The following is a 15,783-nucleotide window of genomic DNA, read 5'->3' on the forward strand; positions in this document are numbered from 1 at the left end:
TCAAGTTAATTTATTAATTGTTAGACTAGTTTTAATACACTAAAAAAGGGAGGTTTTATTTTACAATCCTTAACAAAACCTTGTTTTTTTAGTGAATTCTTAACAATATTATTAACTTAAATTTATGAGTCCATCCTGTACTATACTGTGAGGTAAAAAAAGTGAAATTGTTCATTGAAAATTTACGGAACGGTAAAAGCTTCAAAATACGGTTTTTTACAGAATTCTATGGATTACGTAATAAAAACAACGATAACAACATTGTTCGGATAGGGGAAAGTATTTTGTATGTGTTAAAGGATATTATGTTATAATGAAAAACGATCTATAAAGTTAAATTCATTTTTTACTTCTATTCTTTTGTTATTTAAGATCATCTTGGCAGCTTCTTCTCCCATTTTTTTAAAGTTGGTACTCATAACGGTAATCCCGAGTAACTCTTTCAAGGGCGTGTCATTATAGGAAATAATACCAATATCCTCACCCATCTTATAGTGCCTGTCCCTAACTTGTTTGACTAAATGTACAAGATCGTCTTCCTCGATTATGATATAAAGATCTTTTAATTGTAGTTCCATGCCTTCATAAATCTCATCCAGAATCTCGTAATCCATATTATGCTGAATACAAAATCTTTTAAAGCCCGTAACGATTCCTTTAGGATAAGGATAAACCGATTTGTTGGGATAAACCAGCATGATCTTTCTATAGTTCTTTAATTTGTCATAAGCAGCGGTCAATGCTTTGAAAATGTCTTCGGTAAAATCCTGGTAAATCCTTCCAGCCTCTTTACTTAGACTTTTTAGGTTCCTATCCATGATGATCAATTTACCATTGGGAATGGAATGGATAGCCTTTAGGATTTCATCTGTACACCCCATATGTTGTAAATCCTCATTTTTAAAATGGGGCATGATTACATAGTAGTCATAAAAATCTTTCTTTTTTTCCAAAATATTACTGAATACCAAAGGTTCGCAATGATATATGTCAAGGTCAACATTGGCATTTGTACCCAATGAATTCACGAATGTATTGAAGATGTGCATTTTATATGTACTTAATTTATTGATTAAAAAAAGCACATTAACCTTAATGGATAGATCGGTCTTTGCTATATAATACCCTTTACCTTTTACTGAAACGATTATTCTCTTTTCTTTTAAGAGACCATAAGCCTTCTCAACGGTATCCCTAGACAATAAATACTCTTCACTTACTTCATTTATCGAAGGTATTCTTTCGCCCATTCCAAGTGTTCCGTTATTGATACCATTTATTATGGAATCCATAACTTGTTTGTATTTAGGAATCCGTGAATCGGTATTTATCAAAAAACGATTAAGTCTTTCCAAGATTTATTGCTTTGGGGTTTATTTAGGTTGTCGCCTGTCGACAATCATTTCGATGTATAAAGGTATATATTTATTATGGAATTTACTTAAAAATACCTGTCAGCATAGTACAGGATGCAATGTTGCAGGTCAAACTTTAATTTCGTCAATGAGCAAATTAATAAAAAACAAAGTCCAATGCAGGTAAAAGAATTTAAATATGTAGATTATCTATGGGATGATTCGAAAGCGGGTAAGCTTGGGGATGATCAGGTTGAACTGTTTCTTTATCGTTCGAATATTTTAGGGGCAGATTTAAGAATTACAAATTATGGTGGTGGTAATACAAGCTGTAAGACCATTGAAAAAGATCCTTTGACCAATGAGGATGTCGAGGTCATGTGGATCAAGGGTTCAGGCGGTGATATAGGTACATTGACCAAGTCTGGGATTGCTGGTCTTTATACAGAACGTTTACGTAATTTGAAAAACGTATACGGCGGGCTTTCAGATGAAGATCGTATGGTCGGTCTTTTCAACCATTGTATATACGATTTGGATAGTAAAGCACCATCTATTGATACTCCATTGCATGGTTTATTGCCTTTTAAACACATAGATCATCTGCATCCAGATGCGCTTATTGCCGTAGCAGCGGCAAAAGATAGCGCGAAAGTAACCAAAGAGATATGGGGTGATACCATGGGATGGGTACCATGGCAAAGACCTGGTTTTGATTTAGGACTACAGTTAGAGAAATGTTTGAACGACAATCCGGGAATTCGTGGAATTGTGTTGGGCAGTCATGGATTGTTCACTTGGGGCGATACTTCTTACGAGTGTTATATGAACAGTCTAGAGGTTATCGAAATGGCCTCTGAATTTATAGAAAGAAAGATTAAAGAGAAAGGAAGTGTATTCGGAGGACAAAAAATCGATAGCCTTCCTAAAGAGGAACGTTCTAAAAAAGCGGCCGAGCTTATGCCGTTGCTAAGAGGTCTTTGTTCTTCGGAAAATAGGATGATAGGGCATTTCACAGATAGTGATGTTGTACTGGAATATATAAACAGTAATGACCTGGCCAGATTGGCCCCGATGGGAACATCCTGTCCCGATCACTTTTTGCGTACCAAGATCCAGCCTTTAGTTTTGGGTTTGGATAAGCAAGAAGATTTATCCGATAGAAAAGCTGTACTTGAAAAATTACAACCGGCATTCGATAAGTATAGAAAAGAGTATAAGGAGTATTACGATAATCACAAGCGAGATAATAGTCCAGGAATGAGGGATGCCAATCCTGTAATCATTATATATCCGGGTGTAGGAATGTTCAGTTTTGCCAAGAACAAACAGACCACCCGTGTGGCCAGCGAATTCTATGTGAACGCCATTAATGTAATGCGGGGTGCAGAAGCCATTACGGAATATACGGCCCTACCTAGACAGGAGGCTTTTGATATTGAATATTGGCTATTGGAAGAGGCCAAGCTGCAGCGTATGCCAAAAGAAAAACCCTTATCCCGAAAAGTAGCCCTTGTTACTGGTGCAGGTGGTGGTATTGGTAAGGCCATCGCTGATAAACTCGCAGACGAAGGTGCAAACGTAGTTTTGACCGATATTGCGGAAGACAGATTAAAAGAGGCTTTGAACACCTATGGGAGGGATACGGCAGCTTATGCAGTTTGTGATGTAACAAAAAGCGAGTCTATTTCCGAAGCATTTACAAAAGCTTGTTTAGAATTTGGAGGTGTGGATATCGTGGTACATAGTGCCGGATTGGCGATTTCCAAACCATTGGCAGATACAACTGAAAAAGACTGGGATATTCTTCAGAATGTTTTGGTCAAGGGGCAATTTGAATTGGCCAAACAGGGGGTAGGCGTAATGCGCGACCAAGACCTAGGTGGTGATTTCATTAGTATAGCAAGTAAGAACGGATTGGTTTCAGGGCCCAACAATGTTGGGTATGGTACGGCAAAAGCTGCCCAGCAACATATGTCACGACTATTGGCCGCGGAATTGGGAGGTGATAAAATCCGGGTTAACACTGTAAATCCTGATGGGGTCATAGTCGGCAGTAAGATTTGGGAAGGTGATTGGGCCGAAGGCCGTGCCAAAGCCTATGGTATTACTGTTGATGAATTACCGGCCCATTATGCCAAAAGAAATCTACTGAACGAAATTATTTATCCTGAGGATATTGCAAAAGGTGTTTTTGCCTGTGTCGGTATTTTGGATAAGACAACAGGGAATATCATCAATGTGGATGGCGGAATGGCCAACGCATTTGTAAGATAGTATTAGTTTTTGTTAGTTTTTTTCAAGCTTCTTAGGGTGTAGGCCCTTTGAAGCTTATTTTAGAAAAGAAAGTAATTATATTATGAGAATAAATAAAGATCAAATAGAAGAACAGAACAAAGAAAATCTTTCATCACATCGTGATAGATTTAATTTTTTGGGAGATACTTTGTCAAAGGATGATAAAGATGTTAATACAATTATTCAAAAGCTTGAGAAATTCCAAGTTGCCATACCAAGTTGGGCATTGGGAGCAGGTGGTACAAGGTTTGGGCGTTTTGGCTTTCAGGGAGAGCCAAGCACACTGGAACAAAAAATTGATGATGTAGGGTTATTGCATAAATTAACACAAACTGCTGGGGCAATTTCGCTTCATATACCATGGGATGTGCCTAAGGATTATGCTGCGATAAAGGAATTGGCGAATTCCCATGATATTGTTTTCGATGCCGTAAACTCTAACACCTTCCAAGATCAAAAAGATGCAGCGGAAAGCTATAAATACGGTTCCTTGTCCAATACCAGTAAAGGTTCCCGTGAGCAGGCAATAGCCCATAACATCGAGGTAATTAAAATAGGGGACAAGCTAGGTTCAAAAAGCTTAACGGTATGGTTGGCCGATGGTGCCAATTTCCCAGGGCAGAGCAACTTTCAGACCGCATTGAACCATACCCAGGATAGTTTAAAAGATATTTATAAGGCATTGCCGAACGATTGGAAACTCTTTATAGAATATAAACCGTACGAACCAAATTTTTACAGTACCGTGATTCAAGATTGGGGAACCTCGTTCATGTTGGCCAATGAGTGCGGTGAGAAAGCATTCAGTTTGGTAGACCTAGGGCACCATTTACCCAATACCAATATAGAACAAATCGTTTCTACCCTTATGCTGAAGGGAAAATTGGGCGGTTTTCATTTCAATGATAGTAAATACGGGGATGATGACCTAACGGTAGGTAGCGTTAAGCCCTATGCACTTTTCTTGATTTTCAATGCATTAGTTTATGGTATGGAGAACAATCCCCAGAACCCATATCCTGCTTGGATGATCGACGCCAGCCATAACGTTAAGGATCCTTTGGAAGATTTGATCCAATCCTTAGAGGCAATCCAAGAAGCCTATGCGAAAGCGTTATTGGTAGATCAGAAATTATTGACTGAAGCTCAACTTAACCATGATGTTGTAAGATGTCAAGAAATTCTTCAAGATGCCTATCGTACCGATGTAAGGCCATTGTTGGAAAAAGCGAGGTTGAATAGCGGAGGGGTTATAAGCCCTATCAATGCTTACAGGTCCTTGACGGTAAGAAAAGAACTAATAAAAGAAAGAGGGGCCAATTCTGTAGCGACGGGATTATAATCAACAAGTATATAAATGGATGTCACCGCAGTATTCGATATAGGAAAAACCAATAAAAAATTCTTTCTTTTTGATAAGGATTACCAAGAGGTTTACCGTGATTATACCAAATTTGAAACCATTGAGGATGAAGACGGTTATCCGACTGAAAATCTTCAAGCGTTACAGACTTGGCTTAAGGAGGTGTTCGATAAGATATTGGTCGAAAAGGAATATAACATTACCGCTATTAATTTTTCTACCTATGGGGCAAGTTTGGTCCATTTAGATGAAAATGGGGAGGTTTTGACACCATTATACAATTATACCAAACCGTTGGATAAGAAGTATATTGACTCCTTTTTTGAGAAGTATGGACCTGAAATGGATTTTGCCGTTGCTACGGGGTCATCGAATTCCGGAATGCTCAATTCGGGCATGCAGTTGTATTGGCTAAAACAGACCAAGCCAGAGATTTTTAAAAAGATTAAATATTCACTTCACCTTCCACAATATATCAGCTATGTGTTCACTGGGATTCCGATAAGCGAATATACCAGTATCGGTTGCCATACGGCTTTGTGGGATTATGGCAAAAGGGATTATCACGATTGGGTATATGCAGAAGGCATACATCGCATACTGCCGCCCATCGTTTCCACAGAGACCAGTATGAATATGAACTATAACGGTAAACGGATCAAGATCGGCGTTGGGATCCATGATAGCTCGGCCGCTCTTTTGCCGTATGTACGAAGTGAAAAGGAGAAGTTCGTTTTGGTTTCTACAGGAACCTGGAGCATTGCGTTGAACCCTTTTTCCAATGCGTCATTGACTAAAGGGGATATTGAGAAAGAGTGTATTAATTATATGCGTATTAACGGAAAGCCTGTAAAGTCTTCCCGTATGTTCTTAGGCAATGAGTACAATCTTCAAGTACAGAATCTTTCCAAACATTTTAATGTACATAAGGATTATCACAAATGTGTTGATTTTAATCAAGATACCTATTTTAAAATACTAAAGGATTTTAAACCGATGTTTCGATGGATCAGTTTTGAAACTAAAGAAATGCCTTTAGATACCAAGATTCCTTACGATAGTTTTGAACAAGCCTACCATCATTTAATGGTAGAGTTGGTATTGTTGCAAGTAGAGAGTATTGAAATTGCTACCAGTGGGGATACGATACAAAAATTATATATCGATGGTGGTTTTAGCGACAACAGGGTCTATATAAAATTATTATCCCATTATTTAAGAAACATGGAACTTAGAACCACCGATTCGGCCTTGGGTTCAGCATTGGGAGCGGCCATTGCCATTTCGGACTCCAAATTGGATTCAAAGTTCCTTAAAAAGAATTACTCGTTAAAAAAACACGTACCATTTATAATCAGCTGAACAAGCTAAAATTGAAAACAAATGTCAAAGAATATAACATTAGTACACCCGAGAGATCAAATTACCACTGTCATCAGTAGAATATATAAAAGGGGTATGACCACCACATCGGGTGGTAATATTTCTATTATCGATGAAAATGGAGACATATGGGTAACGCCCTCCGCAATTGATAAAGGCTCTTTACGTGCCTCCGATATTATCTGTGTAAAAAAGGACGGAACCGTAATAGGGGATCATAAACCTTCATCTGAGTTTCCTTTTCACAAAGCGATTTATGAAGCCAGACCAGATGTTAAGTCAGTAATACATGCCCATCCACCGGCATTGGTTTCGTTCAGTATCGTACGACAGATACCGAATACCAACATTATTTCCCAGGCTAAACATATCTGCGGCCCAATTGGCTACGCAGAATATAAGTTGCCCGGAAGTGAAGATTTGGGTGAGGTAATTGCCGATGAATTCAAAAAAGGGTTCAAGGCCGTTATTATGGAGAATCATGGTACTGTTTTGGGAGGAAGTGATCTCACAGATGCATTTAAGCGTTTTGAAACATTGGAATTTTGTGCCCGTACGATACTTTATGGCACTCAAATAGGTACTCCTAACTATTTGACCGATGATCAAATTGATCAATTTGAAGCTCAAGTACCTTCGATGATGCCTGCAATGGAAAAGGTGGAATACCCTTCGGATGAAGTCGAAAAACGTTTGGAAATTTGCAATATTGTGAGGCGTGCTTGTGAGCAAGGCTTAATGATAAGTTCATACGGTACCGCTTCTATGCGATGGAAAGGGAACGACTTTTTAATTACCCCGACCGACGTAAATCGCTGGGATATTGATATCGATGATGTGGTTCAAATAAAGGATGGTAAACGGGAAGGAGGGAAAACACCGAGCAGGGCAACCTGGATACATCAGGAGATATACAATAAAAACCCAGAGGTGAACTCCATTATCATGACCCAATCACCTTATTTAATGGCTTTTGGAGTAACAAAGACCTATTTGAACGTACGTACGATTCCTGAAAGTTGGATCTTTTTACAAGATATTCCAACAATAGAATATGGTAGCCATTTTAAAACGAACGCTGATTCCAAGATTACCGAAAATTGTACCACGGCCCTTATCATAGAAAATGATTCGATAATGATAACGGGAGATAAATTATTACAGACCTTTGATTATCTGGAAGTTGCTGAATTTAGTGCCAAATCAATTGTTTTGGGTACTTCTTTAGGTCAAATGGTGCCCATAAACGATGATCAAGTAGAAGATTTAAGAAAGAAATTTTTAACATAAACATCCACATTAAAATAGATTTTTCCATAGCATGAAACAGTATAATCAATATATCAACGGACAGTTTGTAAAATCCTCCTCGACAACGATAATAGAAGTTATAAACCCTTGTACTGAAGAAGTCATTAGCACCATACCAACTGGTTCTGTCGAAGATGCTAACTTGGCTTTGGAAGCTGCAAATGAGGCGCAGCCTGCATGGGAAGCACTCCCAGCCATAAAAAGGGCCTCTTTTTTGCACAAGATGGCAACGGTTATTAGGGAAAATAGGATTTTCTTGGCAGAAACCTTGGCCACCGAACAAGCTAAGGTCATCGGATTAGCACAAATAGAAATAGATGTAACCGCTGATTATTTTGATTATTATGCTGCTTGGGCAAGAAGAATAGAAGGGGAAATCATTCAAAGTGATAATGAAAAGGAACATATATTTCTTCATAAGGCCCCTATTGGGGTGGCAGTGGGAATATGCCCTTGGAATTTCCCATTTTTCGTTATGGCCCGAAAGGTTGCCGCTTCACTAATAACAGGGAATACCTGCGTTTTGAAACCAAGTTCCGAAGCACCGAATACAATCATGGAATTTGCTGATTTTATTAAGGATATAGGACTACCGAACGGTGTTTTGAATTTTGTTTGTGGTTCAGGGAGAATCATTGGAAATGCCCTTTCAAAAAGTCCTATTACAGGAATCGTGAGTTTAACGGGAAGTGTTTCGGCCGGACAACAAATTATTACGGCTTCCGCGGAGAATATTACAAAAGTATCGTTAGAGTTGGGAGGTAAGGCTCCTGCAATTGTTTGCGCCGATGCTAATATGGAATTGGCTGTAAATTCAATAGTTTCCTCGAAGGTTATTTTTAGTGGTCAAGTTTGTAACTGTGCAGAAAGGGCTTATGTAGAAGAAAGTATCTATGACGAGTTTGTGGAAAAACTCACTAAAAAAATCAGTGAGGTCGTCATAGAAGATGCTTTGACCGGAACAAATGCCGATATGAGCAGCTTGGTATCAAAAAGCCAATTGGATAAAATTACCGAGATGGTTGATTTTGCCAAAAAAGAAGGTGCCGAGGTATTGATAGGTGGTAAAAGACCTGAAAAATTTGAGAAAGGTTTTTATTATGAGCCTACCATATTGACCAATTGTAAACAAGATATGGATATTATTCAGGAAGAGGTCTTTGGTCCCGTACTACCTGTAATGAAATTCAGTTCGTTGGATGAGGCGATAGCATTATCCAATGATTGCCAATTTGGCTTAACCTCTTCTGTTTTTTCTGAAAACTATAATAATATTATGCGTGCCACCACGGGCTTACATTTTGGTGAAACCTATGTGAACAGAGAGCATTTTGAAGCGATTCAAGGTTTTCACGCAGGTTGGAAAAAATCAGGAATCGGTGGTGCAGATGGTAAGCATGGTATGGAAGAATACCTGCAGACGAAAGTAGTTTATGCCAAGTATTATTAATACGTTTTAAACATATCATATAAAAAAACCCAACTAACTTTAGTTGGGTTTTATTTTTTCAAATCAATATGACGGTCAAACTTATGGCACCTTGTGCACCTATGACCAGACATTGCTCTATATCGGCCGTTTTAGACGGTCCTGATAAGAAGAGCCCGAATCTCCTTTCCCTTTTACCAATGATCTCATAAGCATGCAACAGATGTAGATATAATTGATCTTTAGGTAGGACAATAACCAAATCATTGGTAATAAAAGGCAATGCCCGGACGACTATTTCATTTTCCGATATCCATACAGCTCCGTTTTCGGCAACCCCCAAAGATCCTTTAATAATGGCTAAATCTATGGAATTAAGTTCGTGGGGGTCTGTTTTTCCTGAAATTTGAACGGTACCCAATGAACATTCATCGGCCACTGATACTATTTTTTCAGCGTTAGGGTACATCTTTTTGATCTCTACGTCAATATCTTGTGGATCCACTTCTTTAATGTTACCTCCTACTAGGTTAACATTATTTTTGAAAACCTCTATTAGATTTACTTCTTCCGTAAATTGGGTTACATCAATTTCCGGGATAGAAAGTAAGTCGGGCTTATTGTTTTTAATTGATTTTAATATTGCTTCCCTACCCATTGTTTTTACTTCTTTTTTTATACCAGTCATCAAAATTTTCGTTTTTGACTTCGGGCAGATCACGTGCCTTTCCCCATGCATTCAATTTGGAATAAATCAATGATTTCGGGGCGTATTTTAATGCGAATCTAGCTGATTTCCCAATAAAGCTGTACAAACCGGGTTTTGAAAATACGGTTCCGGTCATTTTTAAGATAGATTTTTTAACCACAGGTTGTGGCTGTTCTTTTACAATGATCTGTCGCCATTTATAGAGCTGTTCGTGAATGTTGATTTTAACAGGACAAACATTGGAACAAGAACCACATAACGTTGATGCGAATGGTAAAGAGCTATGTTTCTTTAAATCTTTTCCTGGAGATAAAATAGAACCTATAGGCCCTGGAATAGTGGCATCATAACTGTGACCTCCACTACGTCTGTAAATAGGGCAAGTGTTCATACATGCACCACATCTGATACAATGTAACGAGGCCCTAAAATCTTCCCTGCTCAATTGTTCCGTTCTTCCATTGTCCACAATGACAATATGTATTTCTTTACCTTCAGTAGGTTTATTGAAATGGGAAGAATAGGTAGTAATGGGCTGTCCTGTTGCACTTCTTGCCAAAAGGCGTAGGAATATGCCCAAATGCCCTTCCTTGGGAATTATTTTCTCAATCCCCATGCAGGCAATATGTACCTTCGCCAAATGGGCGCCCATGTCCGCATTACCTTCATTCGTACAAACTACAAAACCACCGGTATCGGCAACTGCAAAATTAACACCGGTTATCGCTACATCGGCATTTAAAAATTTGCCTCTAAGGTGTTTTCTTGCTGCATTGGTAAGGTACTCGGGGTCTCCTTGGCTGGCCTTTGTCCCAAGATGTTCTTGAAAGAGAACGTCTACTTCCTCTTTGGTTTTGTGTATGGCGGGCAATACAATATGGCTAGGTGGCTCTTTTGCCAATTGCACAATGCGTTCCCCTAAGTCCGTATCAATGACCTCAATTCCTTTTTCTTCCAAATAGGGATTTAAATGGCATTCTTCAGTAAGCATAGACTTACTTTTCACAACCTTTTCAGCCTTATGGTCTTTTAGTATTTCGTGAATAATGGTATTGTGTTCTTCAGCGTCTGAAGCCCAATGTACTTTTATGCCGTTCTGTAGGGCATTTTGTTCAAACTGTATCAAATACTCATCCAAATTCGATAATACGTGGGCTTTAATGCCAGATGCCGAATCCCTTAAATGTTCCCAACCTTTAACGTTATGGGCAGAATTATCCCTTTTCTCCCGCACATACCATAAAGCTTTATCGTGCCAATTTACCTTGGCTTCGTTCTTATTGAATATTTCTGCCTGTTTTGCGTGACTCATGCCTCTACATACTAGTATTTAAAATTTCAGCTATATGCATTACTTTCAAAGGCTGTTTGTTCCTGTTGATCAAGCCCTCCATATGCATTAAACAGGAATGATCCGCCCCTGTGATTACTTCTACTCCGCTATCTAGATGATCATGGATACGATCTTTTCCCATTTTTACTGATATTGCTTCCTCGAATACGGAAAATGTACCCCCAAATCCACAACATTCATCCTTTCGGGTTAAGGGCATTAGTTCCAGCCCTTTAACTTGGTTCAATAATTCTTCTTCCGTGGAATAATACGGATCCATTCTTTCTGAACATGAACCTAGTTTTAGTCCTCTTAAACCATGGCAACTTTTATGCAGGCCTACCTTATGGGGGAATGATGCGCCGACATCGGTAATACCCAACACTTTCACTATGAATTCGCACATTTCGTAAGCGTTGTTCCTCACTTTTATAACATCGGGTGTTTGCTCTAAAATATCAAAATGATGCTTAACATGATAGATACAACTTCCCGAAGGACCTACGATATAGTCATATTCCTTGAAATTTTCAACGAAAACCTGACAAGCTCCTTTGGAATCCTCCTCATAACCTGAATTTCCCAGTGGCTGGCCACAACAGGTTTGTCCCTGTGGATAGTATACGGTGACACCCAATTTCTCTAATAATTCTAAAGTAGCAATCCCTACTTGGGGATACAATTGATTAATATAACACGGAATAAATAAGCCTACTTTCATTTTTATGATTACATTTTGGCCATAAGAAATTAAAATGGCATATGGCTGGAAATAAAATTAATCCAATTAATGGCCTTAACTGTCCTGTAGCACCCTGTAAAAATGAACAGGTATAATTGTATTTTTTTCCTGAATCGAATTGATAGCGGTACAGTGCAGGATAGAGTTTTGTAATCCAAACGCTATCTTCGTTTTTACGATTTTAATTCAACAAAGACAGTTATACGAATTGTCCGATATGTTTTAGACCGGTTTGGGTCTTTAACGGTTAAAAAAGGAAATCTATTTTAATTAAATGCTTTTATCAACTAAACCAAACAAAGAATGGGCCAATACAATATTGAAGAAGAAGTGGAAATTGCAGCAGGGGGGGAGTTTGAAAGAGAACGAGTTCCACAATCTAAATTAAAGGGTTGGAAAAGTTTTTTGGGAATGTATGCAGGAGAACATGCCGCCGGAACCGAATTCATGATCGGCCCATTGTTTCTTACCGCTGGTGTTAGCGCATTTGATTTAATTGTGGGACTGTTGATAGGAAACCTTCTTGCGGTATTGAGTTGGCGTTTTTTAACGGCAAAAATTGCAGTTGATAATAGATTTACCTTGTATTACCAATTAGAAAAGATCTGTGGTAAAAAGTTGGTGACGGCATATAATCTTGCCAATGGAATCCTATTCTGTTTCTTGGCAGGTTCTATGATCACCGTATCCGCTACCGCAGTGGGGATTCCTTTTGATATGGAAATGCCCAAACTAACCGATACCATGCCCAATGGGATGACATGGGTTATAATCGTTATTATTATTGGAGCGGTAATTTCTTTAATCGCTTCTAAAGGTTATGACACGGTTTCGAAAGCAGCCAACTATATGTCACCGATAATCGTCCTTGCTTTTATTGCCTGTGGAATCGTTGCTATGAACCAATTGGGGGTTAAAGGTTTTGATGATTTTTGGAATATATGGGGAGAAGGTTCTGATCCTTTTCCTGGACAAATAAAATATACGTTTTGGCATGTTGTTATTTGGTCTTGGTTTGCAAATGCTGCCATGCATATTGGAATGTCGGATCTATCGGTTTTCAGATTTGCAAAAAACCCAAATGCTGGATGGACAACTGCTGCAGGTATGTATGTGGGCCATTATATGGCATGGATCGCGGCGGCTTTACTTTATGCTGTTTATCTTAAGTCTCCAGAAGCACAGGCATTTTTATCTAATGGGGAAGCTCCTCCTGTGGCACCAGGTCCTTTAGCGAACAACGCCATTGGCATGTTAGGTATCATTGCTGTTGTCTTGGCAGGGTGGACCACCGCTAACCCAACCATTTACAGGGCAGGTTTGGCCTTCCAGGCGATTATTCCCAGAGTATCGACATTTTGGGTTACGATCATTGCAGGAACCGTTGCCACCGTTGCAGGACTTTTTCCTGCATTTGCCATGAAATTATTGGGCTTTGTTGCGCTTTACGGATTTATCCTTGCGCCTTTCGGAGCAGTTATAGTGTTTGAACACTTCTTTTATAAAAAAGCCGGAATTGTCAAAAACTATGCGGAGAAAGCTAACATATCTTTCAATGCCTCTGTATTTTGGGCTTGGGCCATTAGCTTTGGACTATTCTATTTTATTTCAGTAAAGTATGACGTGTTCTTGTCCTTTGTTACCTTACCTGCATGGTTACTTTGTGGAGTGTTATTCTTACTGTTAAGTAAACGTTTTCAGCGCAATACTTAAATAGAATTAATCACTTGTTAAAATACAACCTTTTTTTTGCCCTAATAAAAATGCCAGATTATTGATGAAATAGAAAAGGGTATATAACTATTGTGGTTATTTAATATTAAATAAAGGACTGAAATATTTGTATGGTCAAATTGATTACTAATGTAGTAAAAATGTCCTTGGATTTTCTGGAAAAATTTAATCCTTCTTTAGTATTTTCATGGTATAAGGTAATTCATAAAACAATACTACATAGGCATCACCTTAAGTTTATATTGTTCAATGTTGTATACAAAATATCAATACTAATATGAATTCCCCTAAAAGGACTTTTTTGCTTGACGGGCTAAACAGAATATAAGTTATGGGGTAGCTATATATCAAGGTTTTAGTGTAAAGCGGAAAACAATAAGGTGTTGTAATGCTAGGCTTGATATGGGACCTGTTCCTTAGTTAATGTTCGAAGATTCGATTATTTACATAATTAATAGGAAGTCAACAATACATAAAAAAATAAAACAAGCTAAATAATAGCTTGCTTTATTTTTTGCGTAATGGAATTTCAATTCTTCACTTTATCGTAAAAAGCAAAGGATTTTTTAAACAATCTGAAAAACGACTTAAATAGGCTTGCCATTCCACCTTATTGTTATACTGACCACTCTTTTTCCATCCAAAACCGGTGTAATATACCGCTTTATTGTTTTCGGTCTTTATATGTGCAAAAAGATTACTTTCATCCTTCCTTTCGGTTACATAATCCTCGTAACCTACCATTTTATCTACAGGAACAACAATTCCCGTTCCCAGTTCAGAATCTTGGAGCGGCTCCCAATAACTTATCCATCCTTTTTCCTCATTCACATCCCTTTCCCCTTCTTTTTCGTGTAAGGTAAGTCCGGCGGAAATAGTGTCTGTCCCTTTTAATGTAACTTCAAATCTGGATAAATTATTCCCATAATCCAAAGAAATCTTTTTTTCTTCTGAAATTTTTTCGCCGGCTGCATTCCAATCCGCATAAGTTAAAACAAAACTTGTTCGTATTGGACCTGTGCTTAGGGTTTTCCATGAAGTGAAATTTCTTGAAATATAATACGTAGTATCCATTTTCTTGGCAATACCACCAACACCCCTACTAACACCAACATGAAAATTGTCGAGACCTTCACCAGTATCTTTGTGGTAACTACCACCGCCGGAAAGATCTTTCTTATACCATTTATTGATGATGGGATAATCTACCCGTTTAAGCCAAGCATCTATTCCGCTGGACAAGGTACCTCCTTTTACCCCGTCCTCGATCATTTTTTGGGCCGTAGGACCGTAAGTTCGAAAAGCGACCCTATTGTTCTCCCAAGCATAATCATCGGTTCTTTCTGGCACAAATCTCGAATAGCAGGCAGGATCAACATCCGTTTTAACCGTATCCAATTCATCAGAGACTACCACTTCGAAAGTTCTTTCCGCATTGGCTTTGATTTCAGGCTGAAACAATACTTCATCCAGAACACCATCACCATTGGAATCGACCTTCTGGGAAACTAGATTTTTGCCTGTTGAAACGTCCTTTATTACAATATTGTTTTCCGAACTATCCAGTTCGAGTGCTGAAATAGGAATACTGACCGTTTCAAAGGCACGGTCAAAATCCATGGTATTTTTCACTACGATTTTTTTATTGGACTGTGCCCCTTCACCACAGGACAAAAGCAATGTTGCCGCACAAAACAGTATATATAATTTATTCATAACCGGTTGTTTTTTAGTTTTCATTTGATGGTTTACCGATAGTGGCCAAAATACCTCCGTCTACATATAAAATATGCCCGTTGACAAAATCACTGGCCTTTGAGGCCAAGAAAATAGCGGCCCCAGCCAAATCATCAGGTTCCCCCCATCTAGCGGCAGGTGTTCTACTGATTATAAAATCGTTAAAAGGGTGTCCGTCTACACGAATCGGCGCTGTCTGTGAAGTGGCAAAATACCCAGGTCCGATTCCATTGGTCTGAATGTTGAACTTGGCCCATTCGGTCGCCATGTTCTTGGTCAACATCTTGAGTCCACCTTTTGCAGCGGCATAGGCACTAACAGAGTCGCGACCCAATTCGCTCATCATGGAGCAAATATTGATGATCTTTCCCCCTCCTCTTTCGATCATT

General features: G+C 38.6%; 12 protein-coding genes. 6 read left to right on the plus strand and 6 right to left on the minus strand.

The window, feature by feature from the left end:
• Window positions 1-308: 308 nt before the first annotated feature.
• Window positions 309-1,355, minus strand: coding sequence for a GntR family transcriptional regulator (locus GJ691_RS11215; protein WP_281351233.1), 1,047 nt, complete (start codon window positions 1,353-1,355; stop codon window positions 309-311).
• A 177-nt stretch (window positions 1,356-1,532) separates the two neighbouring features.
• Between GJ691_RS11215 and GJ691_RS11220 the strand changes: the two genes are divergently transcribed.
• From GJ691_RS11220 to aldA, 5 genes are all read left to right on the plus strand, one after another.
• A complete protein-coding gene (locus tag GJ691_RS11220) occupies window positions 1,533-3,632 on the plus strand; it encodes a bifunctional aldolase/short-chain dehydrogenase (protein WP_154366916.1) in 2,100 nt (699 codons plus the stop codon).
• An 82-nt stretch (window positions 3,633-3,714) separates the two neighbouring features.
• Window positions 3,715-4,995, plus strand: coding sequence for a sugar isomerase (locus GJ691_RS11225; RefSeq protein ID WP_154366917.1), 1,281 nt, complete (start codon window positions 3,715-3,717; stop codon window positions 4,993-4,995).
• Window positions 4,996-5,010: 15 nt separating this feature from the next.
• Window positions 5,011-6,378 (plus strand): FGGY-family carbohydrate kinase, encoded by a 1,368-nt coding sequence (locus GJ691_RS11230; protein WP_154366918.1) that lies wholly within the window; start codon window positions 5,011-5,013, stop codon window positions 6,376-6,378.
• Window positions 6,379-6,399: 21 nt separating this feature from the next.
• Window positions 6,400-7,689: a class II aldolase/adducin family protein gene (locus GJ691_RS11235; protein WP_154366919.1), complete on the plus strand. Its 1,290-nt coding sequence runs from the start codon at window positions 6,400-6,402 to the stop codon at window positions 7,687-7,689.
• 31 nt (window positions 7,690-7,720) lie between these two features.
• Window positions 7,721-9,160, plus strand: coding sequence for an aldehyde dehydrogenase (aldA, locus tag GJ691_RS11240; protein ID WP_154366920.1), 1,440 nt, complete (start codon window positions 7,721-7,723; stop codon window positions 9,158-9,160).
• 58 nt (window positions 9,161-9,218) lie between these two features.
• On the opposite strand, the gene GJ691_RS11245 is transcribed toward aldA, so the two are convergent.
• Genes GJ691_RS11245 through GJ691_RS11255 form a run of 3 tightly spaced genes read right to left on the minus strand, consistent with a single transcriptional unit; the run spans window position 9,219 to window position 11,902 of the window.
• The gene (locus GJ691_RS11245; protein ID WP_179955102.1) at window positions 9,219-9,827 is read right to left on the minus strand and encodes a LutC/YkgG family protein; all 609 of its coding nucleotides are present in this window, start codon (window positions 9,825-9,827) and stop codon (window positions 9,219-9,221) included.
• Window positions 9,790-11,160: a LutB/LldF family L-lactate oxidation iron-sulfur protein gene (locus tag GJ691_RS11250; protein ID WP_154366922.1), complete on the minus strand. Its 1,371-nt coding sequence runs from the start codon at window positions 11,158-11,160 to the stop codon at window positions 9,790-9,792. The genes GJ691_RS11245 and GJ691_RS11250 overlap by 38 nt, the downstream gene beginning before the upstream one ends.
• Before the next feature lie 4 nt (window positions 11,161-11,164).
• Window positions 11,165-11,902 (minus strand): (Fe-S)-binding protein, encoded by a 738-nt coding sequence (locus GJ691_RS11255; protein WP_154366923.1) that lies wholly within the window; start codon window positions 11,900-11,902, stop codon window positions 11,165-11,167.
• A 324-nt stretch (window positions 11,903-12,226) separates the two neighbouring features.
• Between GJ691_RS11255 and GJ691_RS11260 the strand changes: the two genes are divergently transcribed.
• On the plus strand, window positions 12,227-13,636 hold the full coding sequence (locus tag GJ691_RS11260; RefSeq protein ID WP_154366924.1) for a purine-cytosine permease family protein: 1,410 nt from the start codon (window positions 12,227-12,229) through the stop codon (window positions 13,634-13,636).
• Between the two features lie 558 nt (window positions 13,637-14,194).
• On the opposite strand, the gene GJ691_RS11265 is transcribed toward GJ691_RS11260, so the two are convergent.
• The gene (locus GJ691_RS11265) at window positions 14,195-15,373 is read right to left on the minus strand and encodes a DUF4861 family protein (RefSeq protein WP_154366925.1); all 1,179 of its coding nucleotides are present in this window, start codon (window positions 15,371-15,373) and stop codon (window positions 14,195-14,197) included.
• Window positions 15,374-15,386: 13 nt separating this feature from the next.
• Window positions 15,387-15,783 (minus strand): SDR family oxidoreductase (locus GJ691_RS11270; protein ID WP_154366926.1); only part of this gene is annotated, 397 nt, incomplete at its 5' end.

It is taken from the genome of Maribacter luteus, assembly GCF_009674825.1.
GTDB classification, from domain to species: domain Bacteria; phylum Bacteroidota; class Bacteroidia; order Flavobacteriales; family Flavobacteriaceae; genus Maribacter_A; species Maribacter_A luteus.

Excerpts from the sequence above, each read along its gene's own strand:
- GJ691_RS11260 (WP_154366924.1), top strand. The coding sequence starts at position 12,227 with ATGGGCCAATACAATATTGAAGAAGAAGTGGAAATTGCAGCAGGGGGG.
- GJ691_RS11255 (WP_154366923.1), bottom strand. The coding sequence starts at position 11,902 with ATGAAAGTAGGCTTATTTATTCCGTGTTATATTAATCAATTGTATCCC.
- GJ691_RS11265 (WP_154366925.1), bottom strand. The coding sequence starts at position 15,373 with ATGAATAAATTATATATACTGTTTTGTGCGGCAACATTGCTTTTGTCC.
- GJ691_RS11220 (WP_154366916.1), top strand. The coding sequence starts at position 1,533 with ATGCAGGTAAAAGAATTTAAATATGTAGATTATCTATGGGATGATTCG.
- GJ691_RS11230 (WP_154366918.1), top strand. The coding sequence starts at position 5,011 with ATGGATGTCACCGCAGTATTCGATATAGGAAAAACCAATAAAAAATTC.
- aldA (WP_154366920.1), top strand. The coding sequence starts at position 7,721 with ATGAAACAGTATAATCAATATATCAACGGACAGTTTGTAAAATCCTCC.
- GJ691_RS11250 (WP_154366922.1), bottom strand. The coding sequence starts at position 11,160 with ATGAGTCACGCAAAACAGGCAGAAATATTCAATAAGAACGAAGCCAAG.
- GJ691_RS11225 (WP_154366917.1), top strand. The coding sequence starts at position 3,715 with ATGAGAATAAATAAAGATCAAATAGAAGAACAGAACAAAGAAAATCTT.
- GJ691_RS11235 (WP_154366919.1), top strand. The coding sequence starts at position 6,400 with ATGTCAAAGAATATAACATTAGTACACCCGAGAGATCAAATTACCACT.
- GJ691_RS11245 (WP_179955102.1), bottom strand. The coding sequence starts at position 9,827 with ATGACTGGTATAAAAAAAGAAGTAAAAACAATGGGTAGGGAAGCAATA.